Here is a 19,726-nt window from a genome sequence, read left to right as displayed (position 1 = left end):
AAATGCAATCGTTTCATTTCTTGACTTTGCCGAAAATCGGGCTAATAATGCACTTCTCCCATTTCATTTATTTGGAGCTGCACATGTCCACTCAGCACACCCAAGAACAAAAAGTGCTCAGCGCCGTACCCGCTGCCCAGCCTGCGGCGCCTGCCGCTGCTGCGCCAGCCGGCCCGGCCAAGTCCAATACCCGCGTGCTGGTGATCGCCGCCGTCGTCGCGCTGGCCGCCTTGGCCGCCGGCGGCCGCATGTGGTATCGCAGCCATTATTTCGTCGAGACGGAAAACGCCTATGTGGCCGGCCACGTGCACCCGGTATCGGCCCGCATCGCCGGCGTGGTCACCAAGGTGCTGATCGACGATAACCAGATCGTCAAGGAAGGCGATGTCATCGCCGAGCTGGATCCGTTCGACCAGCACGTGAAGGTCGAGCAGATCCAGGCGCAGATCGCCACCGCCGAACAGCAAGTGGCGCAGTCGGACGCGCAGATCGCCCAGACCCAGGCCCAGGCCAGCGCCGCCGCCGCCCAGGTGGCGCAGTCGGAAGCGCAGCTGGTGCGCGCCAAGCAGGACGCCGAACGTTACGGCCAGCTGTATAACAGCCAGATGAAGGCCGTCTCGAAAGCGGAACTGGATAGCGCCGTCGCCGGCCGCGCCAGCGCCGTGGCCGACCTGGCCGCCCGCAAGGACAACGCCGTCGCCGCCAAGGCCCAGATCAGCGCCGCCCATTCGGCGCGCGACGTGCTCAAGGCGCAGGTCAACGTGCTGCGCGTGCAATTGAAGGACGCCCAGCAGCAGCTGGCCTACAACCGCATCCTGGCGCCAGTCGGCGGCCGTATCGGCAAGCGCAGCATCGAAGTGGGCCAGCGCGTGACGGCCGGCCAGCAGCTGACCGCCATCGTGCAGGAAAACGTCTGGCTGACCGCCAACTTCAAGGAAACCCAGCTGGCCGACCTGAAGCCGGGCCAGGAAGTCAAAGTCTCCATCGACGCGATTCCGGGCCATGAACTGATCGGCAAAGTCGACAGCTTCGCGCCAGCCTCCGGCGCCCAGTTCGCGCTGCTGCCGGCCGACAACGCCACCGGTAACTTCACCAAGATCGTCCAGCGCGTGCCGGTCAAGATCACCTTCAAGCCGGAAGACGTCAAGGCCCTGAGCGGCCGCCTGGTGCCGGGCATGTCGGCGATCGCCGAAGTGGCCGTGAATCAGCCTGAAGCCAAAGCCGCGCACTAAGGAGCCCTGTCATGGCTAGCACCACAATCGATACGCCGGCCGGCGGCGTGGGGAAACCTGCGCTCGCGCCGATCATGCCGAGCGAGAAGGTCTCCGGCCGCACCTGGATGGCGGTGGCCGCCGGCATGCTGGGCGCCTTCATGGCGGTGCTCGACATCCAGATCACCAACTCGTCGCTGAAGGACATCCTCGGCACCTTGTCCGCCACGCAGGAAGAGGGTTCGTGGATCGCCACCGCCTACCTGGTGGCGGAGATCATCGTCATTCCGATGACCGCGCTGCTGACCCGCGTGTTCGGCATGCGCGCCTACATGATGGGCACCACCGCGCTGTTCCTCGGCTTCTCCACGCTGTGCGGCTTCGCCTGGAACCTGCCGAGCATGATCGTGTTCCGCATGCTGCAAGGCTTCACCGGCGGCGCGCTGATCCCGATGGCGATGACGCTGGTGATGAGCAAACTGCCGCCGTCCAAGCGCGCCACCGGCATGGCCATCTTCGGCCTGACGGCGACGCTGGCGCCGGCGATGGGCCCGACCTTCGGCGGCTACCTGAGCGAGCTGTATGGCTGGCCGTCGATCTTCTACATCAACTGGGTGCCGGGCGTGCTGCTGATCGGCGGTATCGCGATCGGCCTGGACAAGGAAAAGGTCCAGCTCAACCAGCTGTTCAACGCCGATTGGCTGGGCATCGCCTTCATGGCCCTGGGCCTGGGCAGCCTGACCATCTTCCTGGAAGAGGGCAACAGCAAGGACTGGTTCGATTCGTCCTTCATCATCACCTTCGCGGCGATGGCGATCATCGGCCTGCTGGGCTGGATGGTGACGGGGGCGACGCGCAAGCAGCCCTTCGTCAACCTGGGCCTGTACGGCCAGCGCAACTTCTTCGCCGCCACCGCGCTGTCGATGGCGATGGGCATGGGCCTGTATGGCTCGTCGTTCCTGCTGCCGCTGTACCTGGGCCAGATCGCCGGCTACTCGCCGATGCAGATCGGTGAAGTCATCATGTGGGTCGGCCTGCCGCAGCTGTTCATCATGCCGTTCGTGGCCAAGCTGTCGTCCAAGGTCGACAACCGCATCCTGTGTTCCTTCGGCCTGCTGCTGTTCGGCGGTTCCTGCCTGATGAACGCCTACATGGACGCCACCACCGGCTACGACCAGCTGCTGCTGTCGCAAGTGGTGCGGGCGCTGGGCCAGCCGTTCGTGATGCTGACCCTGTCGAACTTTGCGATGAACGGCATCTCGCCGAAGGACATGCCGTCGGCATCGAGCCTGATCAACATGACCCGCAACCTGGGCGGTTCGATCGGTATCGCGCTGCTGGCCACCGCGCTGACTTCGCGCGAGCATTTCCACTCGCAGCGCATCGGCGAATCGGTGACCGGCTTCGCGGCCGCCACGCAGGACCGCCTGGCCGCGCTGACGCAGTCGTTCATGAGCAAGGGCTTCGACGCCACCAGCGCCGGCGACATGGCGCTCAAGGCGATCGACGGCATCGTGCGGCGCGAGGCCTATGTGATGGCCTATAACGACGGCTTCTTCCTGGTCGCGATGGTGCTGTTTGGTTGCATCGGCGTGCTGTGGTTCTCGGACAAAGTCAAAGCCCCTTCGAGTGGCGGTGGCGGCGCGCACTAAGCGCAAACCGTCATTCCCGCGCAGGCGGGAATCCATAGAACGCCAGCTGGGATGCTGCGTATGGGTTCCCGCCTTCGCGGGAACGACGGAGTGAATAATTTTAACTATGAGGTAACACCATGTTGAATTCAGCTTTGAAGCGCCTGACGCTCGCTGTTTCCGTAACGCTGGCCGTCACCGGCTGCGCCACCGTCGGCAGCGATTTCGCCGCGCCGAAGACCGTCGCCGACGCGTCGTTCCGCCACCTGCCGCAAGCCGGCGCCAGCCAGGCGCACCTGCCGGCGCAGTGGTGGACCGTGTTCAACGACGACACCCTGAACCGCCTGGAACAAACCGCGCTGCGCGACAACCCGAGCATCAAGGCCGCGGCGCAGCGGCTGGTGATCGCACTGGAGCAGGCCGGCGTGTCGCGTTCCAGCCAGCAGCCGTCGCTGAGCGTCAGCACCTCGGTGTCGAACTCGCGCACCTCGGCCGAGACCTCGCAAGGCCTGGCGCTGGGTGGTCGTTCGATCAAGGGCAACAACTACTCGGTGGGCGCTTCGCTGTCGTATGAAGTCGACCTGCTGGGCCGCGTGCGCCGCCTGGTCGAAGCCTCCGATGCGCAGGCATTGGTGGCCGAGGCCGACCGCGACGGCGTGCTGTTGCTGCTGTCGTCGCAACTGGCCACCACCTACTGGCAGCTGCGCGGCCTGGACGCCGAGATGGCGATCCTGAACGGCGCGCTGGACACCCGCCGCGAAACCGAAGACCTGGTCACGGCGCGCTTCAACGCCGGCCTGTCGAATGAGCTGGACGTATCGCGCGCCCGCATCGAGCGCGCCAATGCGCAGGCCGACCTGCATGAAGTGCAGCGCCAGCGCAACCTGCTGGAACACAGCCTGGCGACGCTGGTCGGCGCTTCGCCGTCGGCGCTGCTGACGGCGCCGAAAGCGAATGCCGCCGTGCTGCCGCAGCCACCGGCGATCCCGGTCGGCCTGCCGGCCAGCCTGCTGGCGCAGCGCCCGGACCTGGCGGGCAGCGTGGCCAATCTGCGTTCGACCAACGCGCAGATCGGCGTGGCCGAAGGTGCCTTTTATCCTTCGCTGACGTTGACCAGCAATTTCGGCTACGCGTCGGAGAGCTTGAAGGAACTGGGCAAGGGCGGTTCGCGCCAGTTCAGCATCGGTCCATTGGCGCTGTCGCTGCCGATCTTCGACGGTGGCCGCAACAAGGCCAACCTGGCGATTTCGAAAGCGCGCTATGAAGAGGCGATCGCCAATCACGAGACCAAGCTGTTGACGGCCTTGCGTGAAGTGGAAGACGCATTGTCGGACGTGCAGGAGCGCCAGTTGCAGGGCGAGGCGCAGTCGGCCTCGCAAGTGGCGGCGGCGCGCGGCTACCTGGTGGCGCGTGCGCGCTACGAGCGTGGCGTGTCGACCTACCTGGACGTGACCGACGCGCAGCGCAGCGCGCTGGCGGCCGACCGCGCGGCGGTGCAGATCAACACCCAGCGCCTGTTGGCGGCGGTGTCGGTGGCGCGCGCCTTGGGGGCGGGCTGGCAGCCGTCGGCGCAGCTGGCGACGGTGGCGCAGAACGGCGCGATCAAGCCGCTGGCGCAGTAAAGTGCAGTAAAGTGTTTATCGCCCGGTGCAATGCCGGGCGTCGTCCTTACGCGGAAGAGGCCAGCGGCAGTGTTGCCGCTGGCCCGAAGCGTTCCACGATGAAGTCGATGAAGGTGGTCAGCTTGGGCGTGGCCCGGCGGTCGCGCTGGTAGACCAGATGCATCGGCCGCGCCGGCGGCAGGTAGTCGCATAGCACCGGCACCAGCCGTCCGGCGGCGATGTCCTGCGCCAGCAGCACCTCGGCCTGCATCACGATCCCGAAATCCTTGAGCGCGGCCATGCGCAGCGCCTGGCCGCTGTTGGTGCGGAAGCGGCTGGCCGGCAGTTCTCGCTTGCCGCGTTCATGCTGTACCTGGTGCACCGATTGCAGGCGCCACTGCACCCCCACCGTCCCCACCATGAAGTCCAGGCATTCGTGCCGCGCCAGGTCGTCCGGCGTGAGCGGCGTGCCGTGCTTTTCCAGGTAGGCCGGCGAGGCGCAGATCGACATCGCGTAGTTGAACAGCGGGCGAGCGATCATGCCGGAATCGTCCAGCGGGCCGATACGCACGGCGGCGTCGTAGCCTTCCTCCACCATGTCGACCATGCGGTCGTTGAGGTTCAGGTCCACGCCAACTTCGGGATGCAAGCGCAGGTAGTCGCTGATCGCGGGCGCCAGCCATTCGCTGCCGAAGGAGACCGGCGCGGTGATGCGCAGCCGTCCGCGCGGCACGCTGCGCATCGCTTCGGCGCCGGTTTCGGCGGCGGCGATCTGCGCCAGGATGGCGCGGCACTGCTCGACGTACTGCGCGCCGATCTCCGTCAGGCTCTGGCGGCGGGTGGTGCGCGTCAGCAGGCGCGCGCCCAGCGTGGCCTCCAGGTGGGCGATGTGTTTGCCGACCATGACCGGCGACAGCTGGAAGGCGCTGGCGGCCGCCGTGAAATTACCGGCGTCGACGACGGCGACGAAGATCTCCATGCTGCGCAGCTTGTCCATATGATTGCTAATCGTGGGTTAGTAATGATCGTCATGTTAGCTTATTTATTCCTTTGACGTTGTGGCCGATACTGGTGTTTTCACTCACAGGGAGAGCAGCATGAAAGTAGTCGTCATAGGTGCGGCCGGTACGGTCGGCAAGGCAGTCGTCGAGCAACTGGGCCAGCGGCACGAGATCGTCACGGTCGGCGCCTCCAGCGGCCAGTATCAGGCGGACATCGCCGATATCGCGCAGGTGCGCGCCTTGTTCGCCAAGATCGGCCGCGTGGATGCGGTGGTGGTGGCGGCCGGCTCATTGCACTTTGCGCCGCTCGCCGGCTTCACGCCGGAGCAGTTTTATGTGGGACTGAACAGCAAGTTGATGGGGCAGGTCAACGTGGCGCTGGTGGCGCAGGAATACCTGAACGACGGCGGTTCGATCACGCTCACCAGCGGCATCGTGGCCGATGAGCCGATCCGCAACGGCGTCAGCGCCACCATGGTCAACTCCGCCGTCGAGGGCTTTGCGCGGGCGGCCGCGATCGAGCTGCCGCGCGGCTTACGCATCAATGCCGTCAGCCCGACCGTGCTGACGGAATCGATGGAGACTTATGGCCCGTTCTTCATCGGCTTCGAGCCGCTGCCTGCGCAGCGTGTGGCGCTGGCGTATGCACGCAGCGTCGATGGCGCGCAGACCGGGCAGGTCTACCACGCATGGGGAGCGACGGCATGAAGGTAGTCGTGATCGGCGGGACAGGGACCATCGGCAGCGCCGTGGTCGAGCAGCTGGGGCAGCGCCATGAGATCGTGGTGGTCGGCGCGCGCGGCGGGCAGCATCAGGTCAATATCGAGGACATCGCGCAGGTACGGGCTTTGTTTGCCAAGGTTGGCCGCGTCGATGCGGTGGTGGTGGCTGCTGGCGCACTGCATGTGGGGCCGCTGGCCGAGCTGACGCCGGAGCATTTCCATGTGGGCCTGAACGGCAAGTTGATGGGACAGGTCAACGTGGCGCTGGTGGCGCAGGAGTTCCTCAACGACGGCGGTTCGATCACGCTGACCAGCGGCGTCGACACCGAGCATCCGATACGCGGAGCGGTGGCGGCATCGACGGCCAATGCGGCGGTGCAGGGCTTTGTGCGGGCCGCCGCGATCGAGCTGCCGCGCGGCTTGCGCATCAACGCCGTCAGCCCGACGGTGTTGCAGGAGTCGGTGCATTTGTTCGGCAACCTGTTCACCGGCTTCGAGCCGATCAAGGGCAGCCGCGCCGCCTTGTCCTATGCCCGCAGCGTCGATGGCGCTGAAACCGGACGGGTATATCGGGCCTGGTAAAGGTGGGAGGGGGAGTGGGATCCGTTGTACTACAATGCGGATCTCACTCCACCCTGAGGTTCGAATGAAAAAAATACTGCTCCCTCTGGCCCTGGCTGCTGCCTGCGCCTCCGCTTATGCCGCACCGGCCAGCGTGACCGATCTGGACAAGATGACCAAGCGCTTTGCGCCGGTCGCCCTGACCGCCGACACCAGCAAGCTGTCCGCCGGCGACAAGAAGGCCATCGCCAAGCTGATCGAAGCGGCCAAGATCATCGACGTACTGCAACTGCGCCAGCGCTGGTCCGGCAACGAGGCGCTGTGGTCCACGCTGCAAAAGGATCAAACGCCGCTGGGCAAGGCGCGCCTGAACTACTTCTGGCTCAACAAAGGTCCGTGGTCGATCCTGGACGACCATCAAAGCTTCCTGCCGGCCGAACTGGCCGGCATCGCGATCCCGGCCAAGAAGCCTGAGGCCGGCAACTTCTATCCCGAAGGCGCGAGCAAGCAAGCGCTGGAAAGCTGGATGAACGCGCTGCCTGCCAAGGACAAGGAGCAGGCGCAGTGGTTCTTCACCACCATCCGCAAGAACGCAGCGGGCCAGTTCAGCATCGTCAAATATTCGGACGAGTACAAGCCGGAGCTGGAGAAGGCCGCCGCGCTGCTCAAACAAGCCGCCGACGACACCGACAACGCCTCGCTGAAGAAGTTCCTGCAACTGCGCGCCGACGCCTTCCTGAGCAACGACTACCTGGCCTCCGACTTCGCCTGGATGGACCTGGACGCGCCGGTCGACATCACCATCGGCCCATACGAAACCTATAACGACGAACTGTTCGGCTACAAGGCCGCGTTCGAAGCCTACGTCAACATCCGCGACCAGAAGGAAACTCAGAAGCTGGACTTCTTCGCCAAGCACATGCAGGAGCTGGAAGACAACCTGCCGCTGGACGCCAAGTACCGCAACCCGAAAGTCGGCGCGCTGGCGCCGATGGTGGTGGTCAACCAGGTGTATGGCGCCGGCGACGGCAACATGGGCGTGCAGACGGCCGCCTACAACCTGCCGAACGACGAGCGCATCATCAGCCAGCGCGGCTCCAAGCGCGTGATGCTGAAGAACGTGCAGCAAGCCAAATTCAAATCCACGCTGACGCCGATCTCCAAACTGGTGCTGAAGCCGGTCGACCAGAAGGATGTCGACTTCGACTCCTTCTTCACCCACATTCTTGCGCATGAAATCACGCACGGCCTGGGGCCGCACATCACCAAGAACAATGGTGCAGAATCGACGCCGCGCCAGGACCTGAAGGAAGCCTATTCGACCATCGAAGAAGCCAAGGCCGACATCACCGGCCTGTACGCGCTGGCCTACATGATGGACAAGGGCCAACTGGCCGGCACGCTGGGGCAGGGCGCGGTTGCCGAGCGCAAGCTGTACACCACCTTCCTGGCCTCGGCGTTCCGCACGCTGCACTTCGGCCTGACCGACTCGCACGCGCGCGGCATGGCGATCCAGATGAACTACATCCTCGACAAGGGCGGCTTCATCTCGCACGGCGACGGCACGTTCGCGGTGGACTTCAAGAAGATCAAGCAGGCAGTGATCGACCTGGACCGCGAGTTCCTGACCATCGAGGCGACCGGCGACTACGCCCGCGCCAAGGACATGATGGCCAAGTATGTGGTGATCCGTCCAGACGTGCAAAAGGCGCTGGACAAGATGAAGACGGTGCCGAACGACATCCGCCCTGAATTCAAGACCGCCAACACGCTGCTGGGCAAATAAGCCCAACTTGCGTCGTTCCCGCGCAAGCGGGCATCCATGCACTGCATGGATGCCCTCCATAGACCGCGTCCGAAGCAGGCTCGGCATGGATTCCCGCTTTCGCGGGAATGACAGAGGCCGTTTCAAAACCTTAATGATTCCTCTTTTTCTACGTAGAAATAATCTGTTGTAGAACCTGCTCGACGGCAATAAATATTGCCCGCCCCATGCTACAGTTTGATCATCATGATCAAGCGCGCCTTATTCCTGCTGCTCCTGACGTCCGCCGGCCTGGCTTCCGCCGCCCAGCTGACCGATATGGAAACCCGCTGGCTCACCGCCGGTTCCGCCGTGCTGGGCTACGCCAAGCAGGAACTCAAGCTGCCGATCGATATCACCGTGCAACCGCAGGCCCGCTCCACCGACGTGCCGCTGGCGCTGGGCTTCCAGGACGGCCGCTGCAAGCTGGTGCTGTCGATGCGCGGCAATCCCAACGCTGAAGACGTGCTCGCCGGCGTGTCCGCCGAGCAGCAGGCGCTGATGATCGAGGCCATGGTGGCCCACGAGATCGGCCATTGCTGGCGTTACGCGCAAGGCGTGTGGCATGTGTTGCCGGCCGGCTTCGAAGAATCCGCCCAGCCGGCGCTGGAACAAGCCCAGGCGCTGCGCCTGACCCGGCGCGAGGAGGGCTTTGCCGACCTGGTCGCGCTGGCCTGGACCCAGCACCGTCATCCGCAGCAATACGCCGCCGTCGCCGCCTGGATGCGCCAGGTGCGTCAGCCGGCGTCCGCCGCCGGCTCACACGGCACGCTGGCCTGGCTGCAACTGGCGCCCACCGGCGCCGCGTTCAACCCCGCCCAGCCCCTGTTCGAGCAAGCCGCCAAACTTTGGCGCCAGGGCTTGCTGGACGACGAATAAACCGCGCGGGCCAATTCCGCAACTGTGTACGTTCCCGCACAGAGCAGGGGCGCTGGCGGGCGTTTAATGTGTCCACCAACTACCACAAAGGGACACATCATGAACAAAGTACTCCTCTTCGTCATGGCCACGGCTGCCAGCGCCAGCTTCGCCGCCACTACTCCCAACAACGACACGGTGGCGTACAAGGCCACGGTCAAGCAGGCCGAGATCGATTACAAGGGCGCCAAGGCGGCCTGCGATGGACAATCGGGCAATGCCAAGGATGTCTGCATCGAACAGGCCAAGGTGGCCCGCGCCAACAGCGACGCCAACGCCGCCATGCAGTACAAGAACGATAAGAAATCGGTGCTGAAAGCCCAGACCGAAGTGGCGGACGCCAACTACAATCTGGCCAAGGCCAAATGTGCACCCTTGTCCAGCGCCGAGAAAGACAGTTGCCTGAGCGGCGCCAAGTCCATGCATGTCGCCGCCATCAGTGACGCCAAGGCCGGCAAGAAAATGGCCGACGTCGCCCAGACCGGCATCGATTGCAGCACCATGAGCGGCACCGACAAGGCTTCCTGCGAAACCAAGCAGAAGAGTTCGATGGCCAAGGACACTGTGGCTGATACCGTGATCACCACCAAGGTCAAAACCGAGTTGCTGGCCGAGCCCGCACTGAAATCGCTGGACGTGCATGTGGAAACCACCAACGGCACCGTCATGCTGAGCGGCTTCGTGCCCTCGCAGGCCGAAGTGGACAAGGCGGTCGATGTGGCCCGTAACGTCAAGGGCGTGAACAAGGTGCAGAGCTCGCTGCGCATCAAGTAAGTTGTCCCCCGCCGGCCTCCGGGCCGCCAGGGACCGCCGGCCCGCGGTCCCTTTTTTTGCTTGTATTGATGAGGATCATAATGTAAAGTGCTTGCAAGCGTGCCTTCCGCGCGCACCGACTACGCGAGGATCGTCATGTTCGCTCTACCGTTTTCCCGCTGGCTGCAACGCCGGGGCCTGCACTTTTCCTGGGTGATCGTCGCCATCACCTTCCTTACCGGGCTCAGCTCGTCGGCCGCGCTGGGCTTGCCGGGCGCGCTGCTGCAGCCGCTGTCGAAGGAATTCGGCTGGGACGTCGAGCAGATCTCGTCGGCGCTGGCGGTGCGCTTCGTGCTGTTCGGCCTGATGGGACCGTTCGCCGCCATCCTGATGGAACGTTTCGGCCTGCGCAATGTCGTCGTCACCGCGCTGACCCTGGTCGCCAGCGGGCTGGCGTTGGCCACGCAGATGACGCAGTTCTGGCAGCTGGTGCTGTTCTGGGGCATCATGCTCGGCGTCGGTTCCGGCATGACGGCGCTGGTGCTTAGCGCCGTCGTTTCCACCCGCTGGTTCGACACCCACCGCGGCCTGGTGGTGGGCATGCTGACGGCCGCCTCGGCCACCGGCCAACTGGTGTTCCTGCCGATCGGCGCCTGGCTGATCGAGCACTACGGCTGGCGCACGGCGGTGATCCCGGTGTTGCTGGCGTGCGCGCTGGTGGCGGTGCTGGTGTTGCTGTTCATGCGCAACCGTCCCAACGAAGTGGGCCTGGCGCCGTATGGCGCGCCGGTCGGCACGCCGGTCGCGCCGCTGGCGCCGCCGATGCAGATCACCTTCGCCACACCGTTCAAGGTGCTGGCCGGGGTCGCCAATAACCGCGTGTTCTGGATCCTGTTCGGCACCTTCTTCATCTGCGGCCTCAGCACCAACGGCCTGATCCAGACGCACTTCATTTCGCTGTGCGGCGACGCCGGCCTGTCGGCGGTGCCGGCCGCCTCGGTGCTGGCGATGATGGGCGCCTTCGACCTGGTCGGCACCATCGCCTCCGGCTGGCTGTCGGACCGCTACGACAACCGCAAGCTGCTGTTCATGTACTACGGATTGCGCGGGCTGTCGCTGTTCTGGCTGCCGTATTCGGAATTCACGCTGTACGGGCTGTCGCTGTTCGCCATGTTCTACGGCCTGGACTGGATCGCCACCGTGCCGCCGACGGTGCGGCTGGCCGGCGCCACCTTCGGCAAGGAAAAGGCCGGCATGGTGTTCGGCTGGGTGTTTGCCGGCCACCAACTGGGCGCCGCCGTGGCCGCGTATGGCGCCGGCCGCGTGCGCACACTGATGCTGACCTACAACCCGGCGCTGTTCGCCGCCGGCGCCGCCTGCCTGGTGGCGGCCGGCATCATCCTGCTGATCCGCAAGCCGGCGGTGGCCGCAGCCACCAGCGCCGTCACGCCGGCCAAGGCCGCGTGAGGGGAGGGCGTCAGCCCATCGCCAGCAGTGCGATGCTGACGCCCACGCCCGCTCCCCAGACCAAGGTGCGCAGCGTGTCGATATTGGCCAGGTACAGGCCGATGTAGACCAGCCGCAGGCCGATAAAGCCCAGCGCCAGCAGATCGATGCGCGCCTGGTCGGCGTGCGCCTGCTGCGCCAGCACCACCGCCGCGATGAACAGCGGCAGGATTTCGAAACCGTTCATCTGCGCCGCATTGGCGCGCGCCTGCCAGCCGGTCAGCCCGGCCACCCACGCGCGCGGCTGCTTGTTGTCATAGCGTCCGCCGCCGGACGGCAGCTTGGCCGACGCAAGCTTCGCCAGTCCGACCGTCGCGATCGGCAGCATGCAGGCCGCCAAAACACACCAGTTTGCAATCGTCATCCCGTCTCCCGTTGATTTTTTTGTGGAAAGCCATGCTACACGGCTTTGCGTCGTCGCTGATGCTGGAATCGCTTCCAAAATGTAATCGGCTTGTCACTTGCCAGTGCAACAATGCGCTCGCCCCCACACTGACCGATGGAGTTTTGCATGCGCCTTGCCCTACCGCTGATCGCGGCCGCCGTCCTGACCTCGCTGTTGACCGCCTGCGGCAGCGACGGCCTGCCTGTTACCGAAACCAACCCCGGCAACGGCTACAACGCCACCCCGGTGGCCTTCATGAGCGACGTCCACTTCGAGAATATCTACGGCGACCTGAAGAGCACCCAGTTTGCCGGCATCCCCACCAAGGACGGCAAGAACGCCACCATCCGCACCATGTACGCCCAGCTGACCTCGACCCGCCTGTTCAACGAAAACTACTTCGCCTTCCGCGCCGCGCTGGACGACGCCTACGGCAAGAACATCCGCCTGGTGGCGCTGCCGGGCGACATCTCCGACGACGCCCAGCCGATCAACATCGACGGCATCGCCGAGATCCTGCACGAGTACCAGGCCAAGGGCATGCGCTTCTTCATCGCGCCCGGCAACCACGACCCCAACGAACCGTTCGACGACGACGAGGCCGGCAAGAACGACTTCCTGACCCGCGACGGCAAGGAACAGAAAATCTACGCCGCCGGCGCCGCCGCCTGCAAGGCCAAGGACCCGACCGTGATCTGCACCAACCAGTTGATGGAGCAGGGCTACGAAAAGCTGCTGACCAAGCTGGGCGACTTCGGCTACATGCCCAACCAGAACGACGTCTACTGGGAAACCCCGTTCACCAAATACGCCGACGGCAAATACAGCTACGCCGCCGCCAGCGCCGCCGCCGACCTCGGCAAGCGCCAGTTCGAGATCTGCGCCGAGGGCGAGGGCGGCAGCTACAAGGCCGCCGGCGAGACCAAGCTCGGCAAATCCTACACCCGCTGCGGCAACATCATCGACGCCAGCTACCTGGTCGAGCCGGTCAAAGGCATATGGCTGCTGGCGCTGGACGCCAACGTCCACATCCCCAACGCCAGGTTCGACCCGGCCAACCCGGCCTCGTTCAAGGGCTACGATGGCGCCGGCGACGCCGGCTGGAACAAGGTGCTGACCCACAAGATCCACCAGATGGAATGGATCAAGTCGGTGACCGAGCGCGCCAAGGCCCAGGGCAAGCAGCTGATGGCCTTCTCGCACTACCCGACCATGGATTTCTACGCCAACCAGACAGACGCCATGAAGGCCGTGTTCAAGGCGGGCGCGTTCCAGGTCACGCGCATGCCGGCCGCCGCCACCACCGCCGCGCTGGCCGCCACCGGCCTGCCGCTGCACATGGGGGGCCATATGCACTTCAACGGCACCAATGACTACAAGGACAGCGCCGGCAACTACCTGGTCAACGTGCAGTCGCCGTCGCTGGCGGTGTTCGGCGCGGCCTACAAGATCGTCAGCTACCAGAGCAAGGAATTGATCGACGTGCAGACCGTGGGCCTGAACAATGTCGCCCGCTACAACGAGCTGTTCCCGCTGTACCAGACCGAGTACGACTACCTGCAAGGCAGCGTGCTGGTGGCCGATGTCGCCAAGCGCTGGAACCGCGCCATCCTCGACACCAAGTCCTACGGCGAATTCACCCGCACCTATTTCGGCGAATTGTCGCGCCTGCGTTTCATGAGCGACTACTGGCCGTGCGAGATGAAGGAAGCGGCGATGTCGCTCGATGCGCGCCAGATGCTGATCCTGTCGCAGCTGCAAACCAGGGTGACGCTGGCGCAGCTGAAGGACAATCCGGGCGTGCTGCCGCTTACCGCCAGCTGCGCCGCCAAGGGTACGCCGGCCGATGGCGGCGTCGCCGCCAGCCAGCTGACGGCCGACTGGGCCAGCGCCACCGCCAAGGCCGAGCAATTGGCCGCCGCCGCCAACCTGAAGCTGGCCGATTTTTCCAAAATCAGCGCCTACGAGTTTTACGGCGACTTCCACCGCACCGTCTACGCCGGCGAGCTGGCGCTGCGCGACATGGGCGCGGACCGGGTGGCCCAGTACAAGCTGCTGATGTCGGCCTTCCCGGCGTCGCCGGCGGCGATTGTGCGCATCGGCGATCTGCCGTCGGACCAGAATCCGGCGCACGTTTTGTTCCAGTATCAGTTCAAGCAGGTGTACGCGATTTTCAAGGGATTGGGCTCAGGAAAACCCAGTGATCACTTTACTATCGATTTGAAAGCTAAAACGTTGAGCAACGCCAATAACAGTGGTCTAAGTTTCAACTAGATTCAGACAAGCTCTGCAATAACTGTCACAAATCGTAACAAATATCAATAAAGTAGATCAAAAATAAATATTCTTACAACAATATTGTTTCATAAAAAAACAATGATATATTGACTTTTAGACCACAGCCATCTGGGATGCACTTCGGTGATGATGGCTGGCGGTTGATATTTCAGGGCTATAAATATTTCCACAAGAAACCAAAATAGTAAGGATAGTTTTCATGATCTACAACACCAAAAAATTCAAACTCGTCGCCCTGGCCGCGGCCCTGATGGCCACCGGCGCAGCGCAGGCAGCGAACGGCCAGTTCGCCGACATCGCCAAGCTGGAACCGCTGACCGGCAACACCACGGCGCCGAGCAACTGGCGCTTTTTCTCCGGTCAAACCTTCAACGGCGTAAAGGGCGCGCTGGACGGCGTGGCGCGTTTGAGCTTCACCTCGTCGGACGGCCATGGTTACGCCTGCTCCGGTTCCTTGCTGGCGGGCGGTCAATATGTGCTGACCGCCGCCCATTGCGCCGATGACTTCACCAAGATGACTGTGCAGTTCGGCTGGCAAGGTGGTACTGCTGCCGTGACGCGCAGCGTTGCGGTTGGCAGCGCCTACATCAACAAGGCCTGGCAGGGCGCGGAGACCTCGCTGGACGCCGGTTCCGATATGGCTATCCTGAAACTGGACACCGCTGTTACCGGCATCAAAGGCTATAAGCTGAGCACGACCAACGACGTCGGCAAGGATTACCTGATGGCCGGCTACGGCACCACCCAGAAAGCCACCACCAATTCGGCGACCAACTGGAATGATGGCGACTACGGCCATTACGCTTACAACACCTTCGACGTCGACAGCAAGAGCTTCAATAAAGCGGTTGACGAGCACGTTGCCGGTTGGGGCTACGATGCGGCGTTTTACGCCCCTGGCACCACCTACATGAGCGATTTCGACAGCGGTCAAGCCAACAACAACACGCTGGCCCGCCTTGCCGGTGTCACCGGTAATCAGTGGGGCAGTGGCCTGGGCCTGGGCGCGAACGAAGGCCTGATCGCCGGCGGCGACTCGGGTGGCGGCGATTTCGTCTGGAACGGCACCGAATGGCTGCTGTCGGGCGTGCACTCGTGGGGCTGGCAAGGCAAGAGCGCTTGCAACCTGATCGGTGGCATGACCGGCTGCGATGTCGCCGCCCTGAACGGCTCCAGCTACGGCGACCTGTCCGGTTCCACCGCGACTTTCTCGCATGTCGCCTGGATCAACTCGGTGACCGCCGTGCCTGAACCAGAAACCTACGCGATGATGATCGCCGGCCTGGCACTGGTAGGCGTGGCCCGCCGCCGCAAGCAGGCATAAGACAGCACGACGTAAAAAGCCCGCCGGCACCGAACGCGTTCTTGAGCGCGTTCAGGCCGGCGGGCTTTTTTACGTCCGTCGGTTTTACTTCAGGTACTTGGCCAGCCAGCCGTGCACTTCGCTGTAGAAGTAGCGGCTGTTATCACCCTTCAAGATCCAGTGGTTCTCGTCCGGGAACACCAGCAGCTTGGCCGGCACGTTCAGGCGATGCTGGGTCGCGTAATTCATCAGCGCGTTGTTGGCCGGCACCCGGTAATCGAGCTCGCCCACCGAAATCAGGATGGGCGTGGTGAAGCCGGTGCCCTTGTCATGATTCCCCGCCTGCATCACCGGGCTCTGCTCGCGCCACACCGCCTTGTCGCCCCACACCGGGCCGCCGCTGTTGACTTCGCGGCCGTGGATGCTGTCGCTGCTGCCCCACTGCATCACCAGGTCCATCTCGCCGGCGTGCGACACGAAGGCCTTGTAGCGCGTGGTGGTCGCCTGCAGCCAGTTGGCCAGGTGGCCGCCGTAGCTGGCGCCGCCGGCCGCCAGCTTGCTGCCGTCGACGTAGTTGTATTTCCTGACCGCTTCGTCGACCGCCTCGTTGACCTCGTCGCCCGGACCCTTGAGCGGATCGCCCTGGATCGCACGCGCGAATTCCTCGCCATAGCCGGTCGAACCCTTGTAGTCGGTCAGCAGCACCACATAGCCCGGCTGCGCCAGCAGGTGGTAGTTCCAGCGGATCACGAACTGGTCGCGCCACATATTGGCGGCGCCGCCGTGGATCACCGCGAACAGCGGATATTTTTTGGCAGGATCGAAATTGGCCGGCTTGACGATCATGTTGTGGATCATGCGGCCATCCTTGGCCTTGAACCAGAAATGCTCGGGCGCCTGCCAGTCGATGCCGGCCGCGCGCTCGGTGTTGAACGAGGTCAGGCGCTTGGGCGCGCCGTTGCCGAAGGCGTACACCTCGGGCGGGTTGATGGACGATTCCCACACGCCGACCATGGCCTTGCCGCCGGCGGCCAGCGAACCGATGCTGCCGGTCGGCAGCGATGCCTCGTCGCGCAGGTCGCCGCCGGCGTAGTTGATCGAATGCAGCTGCTCCAGGCCCGCGTGCTCGTAGCTGAACACGATGCGGTTGCCGCCGGCCGGCAGCACGAAGCGCGAGATCGAGCGGTCCAGCGTGGCCGTCAACACTTTCGGCGTCGGATTGCTCAGCGGCCAGGCGAAGCTGGCCAGGCGGCTGACGTCGTAGACCTTGCCTTCTTCCTCGGCTTCGGTCAGCGTGAACAGCGTCTTGCCGTCGGCGCTGAACTTCAGGCCGTGGTAGCTGTGCTTGTCCTGGGTCAGCTGCTGCGGTTCGCCGCCGGCCGCCGCCACGCTGAAGATCTGGGTGTAGCCGGAAGCGCGCGCCGCTTCGTCGCGGTTGGTCGAGGCCGAGAACACCACGGCCTTGCCGTCCTGCGACCAGATCGCGTCCAGCGACTGGCCCTCGTCTCCCTGGCCGCCGCCAAAGCCCGGCAGCGCCGCCAGCTTGCTGCCTGACAGCAGGTCGCGCGGCTTGGCGCCGACTTCCGCGTCCATCACGAACAGGCGCACTTTTTTATCGTCGAGCCACTTGTCGAAGAAGCGCGGCGGGAAGGTCTCGTAGGCGCGCGCGGTGTACTTGCGGTCCTTGCGTTCCTTGGCGCTTTGCTTGACGTCGGCCTCGCTGGCGTTGCCGGGATAGATATCGCTGACGAACAGCAACTGCTTGCCGTCCGGGCTGTACTTCGGCTGGCGCGCGCCCAGGGTCAGCGTGGTCAGGCGCTGCGCCTCGCCGCCGGCCGCCACGTCGATGCGGTACAGCTGGGCGGAGTCGTCACCGTCGCGCTTGGCCACGAACACCAGCTGCTTGCCGTCCGGCGACCAGACGGCGCCACTCTCGCCGCTCTTGCTGAAGGTCAGGCGGCGCGCCGGCGTGTCGTCGGTCAGCGACTTGATCCACAGGTCCGACCATTGCTCCTTGCTGTCGTAGGCCGGATCGGTAACCGAGAACACGGCCCACTTGCCATCCGGGCTCGGCAGTGGCGCGCCGACCCGCTTCATCAGCCACACGTCTTCGTGGGTGATCGGGTGTTTGGCGGCAGCCGCGTCGGCCGCGTGAGCGGCGCCGCCGGCCAGGCCGGCCGAAATCAATATGGCAAAAATGGAAAGTCGCGGTATAGTCATGACGAGGTCGCTCGAAAGTCGGTGAAGCGTCGATAGTGACCAAATCTCCCATTGCTGTCAATCAAGTATCCATCCAACCCGTGGAGTAGCCATCTATGCAGACCATCACCAAGATCCACAAAGTCGCCGCCTTCACCGCAGGCGAACTGGGCGGTAATCCGGCCGGCGTCATGATCCGTTCGGCGCTGCCGGAGGAGGCGGCCATGCAGCGCATCGCCGCCGAGATGGGTTACTCGGAAACCGTGTTTGCCGCGCCCACCGGCGACGGCTGGCGGGTGCGCTATTTCTCGCCGGACGGCGAAATCCCATTCTGCGGCCACGCCACCATCGCGCTGGGCGCGGTGCTGGCGCATCAGAACGGCGACGGCATCTTCCCGCTGACCACCAACCACGCCCGCGTGACCGTCGAAGCGCAGAGCAAGGGCGGGCAGGGCAGCGCCGCGCTGCAGTCGCCGGCCACCGCCAGCGCGCCGGCTCCGGCCGCCCTGGTGACGGCCGCGCTGGCGCTGTTCGGCTACAGCCTCGCCGACCTGGACGACCGCATCCCGCCGGCCATCGCCAACGGCGGCGCCAACCACCTGGTGCTGGCGCTGGCCAGCCGCGCACAGCTGCGGGCGATGCGCTACCAGCTGGCGGACGGCCGCAGCCTGATGCGCGACCACGGCCTGGCGACGATTTCGCTGGTGCACGCGGAAACCATGCAGCGCTTCCACGCGCGCAATCCCTTCGCCTCCGGCGGCGTGTACGAGGACCCGGCCACCGGCGCCGCGGCGGCCGCGCTGGGCGGCTACCTGCGCGACCTCGACTGGCCGCACGGCGGCGCCATCGACATCATCCAGGGCGAGGACATGGGCGCGCCCTGCCATCTGCGGGTGGAGATTCCGAAGCAGGCCGGCAGTTCGATCCGCGTCTCCGGCAACGCCCGCATGCTGGGCGACTAGCCGCTCTTAGTCCCGCTTCCTAGTCCCACTTCTTCAGCAGGCGCGCCAGCTCGCCGGTTTTCTCCATCTGCTCCAGCGCGCGCCGCACCCGGGCCACGACGCCGGGGTCGACATGCCGGCCCATCACCATATGCAGCTGCGCGGTGGACATCACCTGCGGCAGTATCTTGACCTTGCCGGTGGCGCCGGCGCGGGCGATGAAGCCGGCCAGCCCCGGCGAGCGGTGCAGGAAGAAGCGCGCTCGTCCGGCCTGTAGTTTTTGCAGGTTCATCACCGGGCTGGTCGCGCTGGCGTTGATCTGCAAGCCTCCCTGCGCGATCAGGAAATCGGTGGTGGCGAAGCCGCGGTTGGCCAGCACCACGCCGTCCTGGCCGAGCTTGCGCACATCGTCCCAATTGTTGACCACCACCTCGTCGCTGGCGCGCACCAGCAGCATGTAGTTGATCGGAAACAGCGGCGGATCGAGATACACATATTGCCGGTCGCGTTCCTCGGTATGCTGGACCGCGCACAGCGCGTCGTGCTGCGCCGCCGCCACCTGGTGATAGGCGCGTATCAGCGGCATCCACTGCTGGTCGCCGATGAAGATCAGGCCGGGATCGATGCGCTCGATGGTGCGGAAGATATCCACGCACAGGCCGATGATGCGGTCCTTGCCGGCCGCGATGAACTTGGGCTCGGTGCCTTCCTGCGCCGCCACCCGCAGCGCCACCGGCTGCGCGGCGGCCGGCGGCAACGGCGCGGCCAGCAGCAGCATCAGCAGCATGCCGGCGTCCATCATCCTGCGCAGTTTCCTCCTCGGCGACATATCTACCCCGGCGGCAAAATGTTGCTATATACTTATTTTTCTCTATTTCAAGAAAGTATAACA

At 64.6% G+C, this 19,726-nt stretch carries 16 protein-coding genes; 12 read left to right on the top strand and 4 right to left on the bottom strand.

Annotation, left to right across the window (positions count from 1 at the left end; all coding sequences use genetic code 11):
• Positions 1-83: 83 nt before the first annotated feature.
• The 3 genes from V6M89_RS10605 to V6M89_RS10595 all read left to right on the top strand — a co-directional run bounded on the left by V6M89_RS10605 (position 84) and on the right by V6M89_RS10595 (position 4,464).
• Complete coding sequence (locus V6M89_RS10605) at positions 84-1,232, top strand: HlyD family secretion protein (RefSeq protein ID WP_332853154.1); 1,149 nt, start codon at positions 84-86, stop codon at positions 1,230-1,232.
• An 11-nt stretch (positions 1,233-1,243) separates the two neighbouring features.
• On the top strand, positions 1,244-2,863 hold the full coding sequence (locus tag V6M89_RS10600; RefSeq protein ID WP_332853153.1) for a DHA2 family efflux MFS transporter permease subunit: 1,620 nt from the start codon (positions 1,244-1,246) through the stop codon (positions 2,861-2,863).
• 119 nt (positions 2,864-2,982) lie between these two features.
• Positions 2,983-4,464: an efflux transporter outer membrane subunit gene (locus V6M89_RS10595; protein WP_332853152.1), complete on the top strand. Its 1,482-nt coding sequence runs from the start codon at positions 2,983-2,985 to the stop codon at positions 4,462-4,464.
• A gap of 46 nt (positions 4,465-4,510) precedes the next feature.
• Here the strand turns inward: V6M89_RS10595 and V6M89_RS10590 are convergent, their stop codons facing one another.
• Positions 4,511-5,440, bottom strand: a complete 930-nt coding sequence (locus V6M89_RS10590; protein WP_332853151.1) for a LysR family transcriptional regulator — start codon at positions 5,438-5,440, stop codon at positions 4,511-4,513.
• A 100-nt stretch (positions 5,441-5,540) separates the two neighbouring features.
• On the opposite strand from V6M89_RS10590, the gene V6M89_RS10585 reads away from it, so the two are divergent.
• From V6M89_RS10585 to V6M89_RS10560, 6 genes are all read left to right on the top strand, one after another.
• Positions 5,541-6,152, top strand: coding sequence for a short chain dehydrogenase (locus V6M89_RS10585; protein ID WP_332853150.1), 612 nt, complete (start codon positions 5,541-5,543; stop codon positions 6,150-6,152).
• Positions 6,149-6,748, top strand: coding sequence for a short chain dehydrogenase (locus tag V6M89_RS10580; protein ID WP_332853149.1), 600 nt, complete (start codon positions 6,149-6,151; stop codon positions 6,746-6,748). The genes V6M89_RS10585 and V6M89_RS10580 overlap by 4 nt, the downstream gene beginning before the upstream one ends.
• Before the next feature lie 64 nt (positions 6,749-6,812).
• A complete protein-coding gene (locus tag V6M89_RS10575; RefSeq protein WP_332853148.1) occupies positions 6,813-8,513 on the top strand; it encodes a dipeptidyl-peptidase 3 family protein in 1,701 nt (566 codons plus the stop codon).
• Between the two features lie 225 nt (positions 8,514-8,738).
• Positions 8,739-9,410: a hypothetical protein gene (locus V6M89_RS10570; RefSeq protein ID WP_332853147.1), complete on the top strand. Its 672-nt coding sequence runs from the start codon at positions 8,739-8,741 to the stop codon at positions 9,408-9,410.
• Between the two features lie 99 nt (positions 9,411-9,509).
• The gene (locus V6M89_RS10565; RefSeq protein ID WP_332853146.1) at positions 9,510-10,223 is read left to right on the top strand and encodes a BON domain-containing protein; all 714 of its coding nucleotides are present in this window, start codon (positions 9,510-9,512) and stop codon (positions 10,221-10,223) included.
• A gap of 135 nt (positions 10,224-10,358) precedes the next feature.
• The gene (locus V6M89_RS10560) at positions 10,359-11,669 is read left to right on the top strand and encodes an MFS transporter (protein WP_332853145.1); all 1,311 of its coding nucleotides are present in this window, start codon (positions 10,359-10,361) and stop codon (positions 11,667-11,669) included.
• Positions 11,670-11,679: 10 nt separating this feature from the next.
• Here V6M89_RS10560 and V6M89_RS10555 read toward each other — a convergent pair whose 3' ends face one another.
• Positions 11,680-12,072 carry an MAPEG family protein gene (locus tag V6M89_RS10555; protein WP_332853144.1) on the bottom strand — a complete coding sequence of 131 codons (393 nt, stop codon included), beginning with the start codon at positions 12,070-12,072 and terminating at the stop codon, positions 11,680-11,682.
• Between the two features lie 147 nt (positions 12,073-12,219).
• Between V6M89_RS10555 and V6M89_RS10550 the strand changes: the two genes are divergently transcribed.
• A complete protein-coding gene (locus V6M89_RS10550; RefSeq protein WP_332853143.1) occupies positions 12,220-14,367 on the top strand; it encodes a metallophosphoesterase in 2,148 nt (715 codons plus the stop codon).
• A 223-nt stretch (positions 14,368-14,590) separates the two neighbouring features.
• A complete protein-coding gene (locus tag V6M89_RS10545; RefSeq protein ID WP_332853142.1) occupies positions 14,591-15,715 on the top strand; it encodes a trypsin-like serine protease in 1,125 nt (374 codons plus the stop codon).
• Between the two features lie 84 nt (positions 15,716-15,799).
• Here V6M89_RS10545 and V6M89_RS10540 read toward each other — a convergent pair whose 3' ends face one another.
• Positions 15,800-17,914 carry a S9 family peptidase gene (locus V6M89_RS10540; protein WP_332853141.1) on the bottom strand — a complete coding sequence of 705 codons (2,115 nt, stop codon included), beginning with the start codon at positions 17,912-17,914 and terminating at the stop codon, positions 15,800-15,802.
• Between the two features lie 95 nt (positions 17,915-18,009).
• Here V6M89_RS10540 and V6M89_RS10535 point away from each other — a divergent pair, with 95 nt between their 5' ends.
• On the top strand, positions 18,010-18,855 hold the full coding sequence (locus V6M89_RS10535; protein ID WP_332853140.1) for a PhzF family phenazine biosynthesis protein: 846 nt from the start codon (positions 18,010-18,012) through the stop codon (positions 18,853-18,855).
• Between the two features lie 19 nt (positions 18,856-18,874).
• Here the strand turns inward: V6M89_RS10535 and V6M89_RS10530 are convergent, their stop codons facing one another.
• Positions 18,875-19,636, bottom strand: coding sequence for a substrate-binding periplasmic protein (locus tag V6M89_RS10530; RefSeq protein ID WP_332853139.1), 762 nt, complete (start codon positions 19,634-19,636; stop codon positions 18,875-18,877).
• Positions 19,637-19,726 lie beyond the last annotated feature (90 nt).

The sequence above is a fragment of the Duganella sp. S19_KUP01_CR8 genome (assembly GCF_036688705.1).
Taxonomy (GTDB): domain Bacteria; phylum Pseudomonadota; class Gammaproteobacteria; order Burkholderiales; family Burkholderiaceae_D; genus Rugamonas.
This window is presented reverse-complemented; position numbering and strand designations above follow the sequence as displayed.

Coding starts and splice junctions, on each gene's coding strand:
- V6M89_RS10605 (WP_332853154.1), top strand. CDS start 84: ATGTCCACTCAGCACACCCAAGAACAAAAAGTGCTCAGCGCCGTACCC.
- V6M89_RS10600 (WP_332853153.1), top strand. CDS start 1,244: ATGGCTAGCACCACAATCGATACGCCGGCCGGCGGCGTGGGGAAACCT.
- V6M89_RS10595 (WP_332853152.1), top strand. CDS start 2,983: ATGTTGAATTCAGCTTTGAAGCGCCTGACGCTCGCTGTTTCCGTAACG.
- V6M89_RS10590 (WP_332853151.1), bottom strand. CDS start 5,440: ATGGACAAGCTGCGCAGCATGGAGATCTTCGTCGCCGTCGTCGACGCC.
- V6M89_RS10585 (WP_332853150.1), top strand. CDS start 5,541: ATGAAAGTAGTCGTCATAGGTGCGGCCGGTACGGTCGGCAAGGCAGTC.
- V6M89_RS10580 (WP_332853149.1), top strand. CDS start 6,149: ATGAAGGTAGTCGTGATCGGCGGGACAGGGACCATCGGCAGCGCCGTG.
- V6M89_RS10575 (WP_332853148.1), top strand. CDS start 6,813: ATGAAAAAAATACTGCTCCCTCTGGCCCTGGCTGCTGCCTGCGCCTCC.
- V6M89_RS10570 (WP_332853147.1), top strand. CDS start 8,739: ATGATCAAGCGCGCCTTATTCCTGCTGCTCCTGACGTCCGCCGGCCTG.
- V6M89_RS10565 (WP_332853146.1), top strand. CDS start 9,510: ATGAACAAAGTACTCCTCTTCGTCATGGCCACGGCTGCCAGCGCCAGC.
- V6M89_RS10560 (WP_332853145.1), top strand. CDS start 10,359: ATGTTCGCTCTACCGTTTTCCCGCTGGCTGCAACGCCGGGGCCTGCAC.
- V6M89_RS10555 (WP_332853144.1), bottom strand. CDS start 12,072: ATGACGATTGCAAACTGGTGTGTTTTGGCGGCCTGCATGCTGCCGATC.
- V6M89_RS10550 (WP_332853143.1), top strand. CDS start 12,220: ATGCGCCTTGCCCTACCGCTGATCGCGGCCGCCGTCCTGACCTCGCTG.
- V6M89_RS10545 (WP_332853142.1), top strand. CDS start 14,591: ATGATCTACAACACCAAAAAATTCAAACTCGTCGCCCTGGCCGCGGCC.
- V6M89_RS10540 (WP_332853141.1), bottom strand. CDS start 17,914: ATGACTATACCGCGACTTTCCATTTTTGCCATATTGATTTCGGCCGGC.
- V6M89_RS10535 (WP_332853140.1), top strand. CDS start 18,010: ATGCAGACCATCACCAAGATCCACAAAGTCGCCGCCTTCACCGCAGGC.
- V6M89_RS10530 (WP_332853139.1), bottom strand. CDS start 19,636: ATGATGGACGCCGGCATGCTGCTGATGCTGCTGCTGGCCGCGCCGTTG.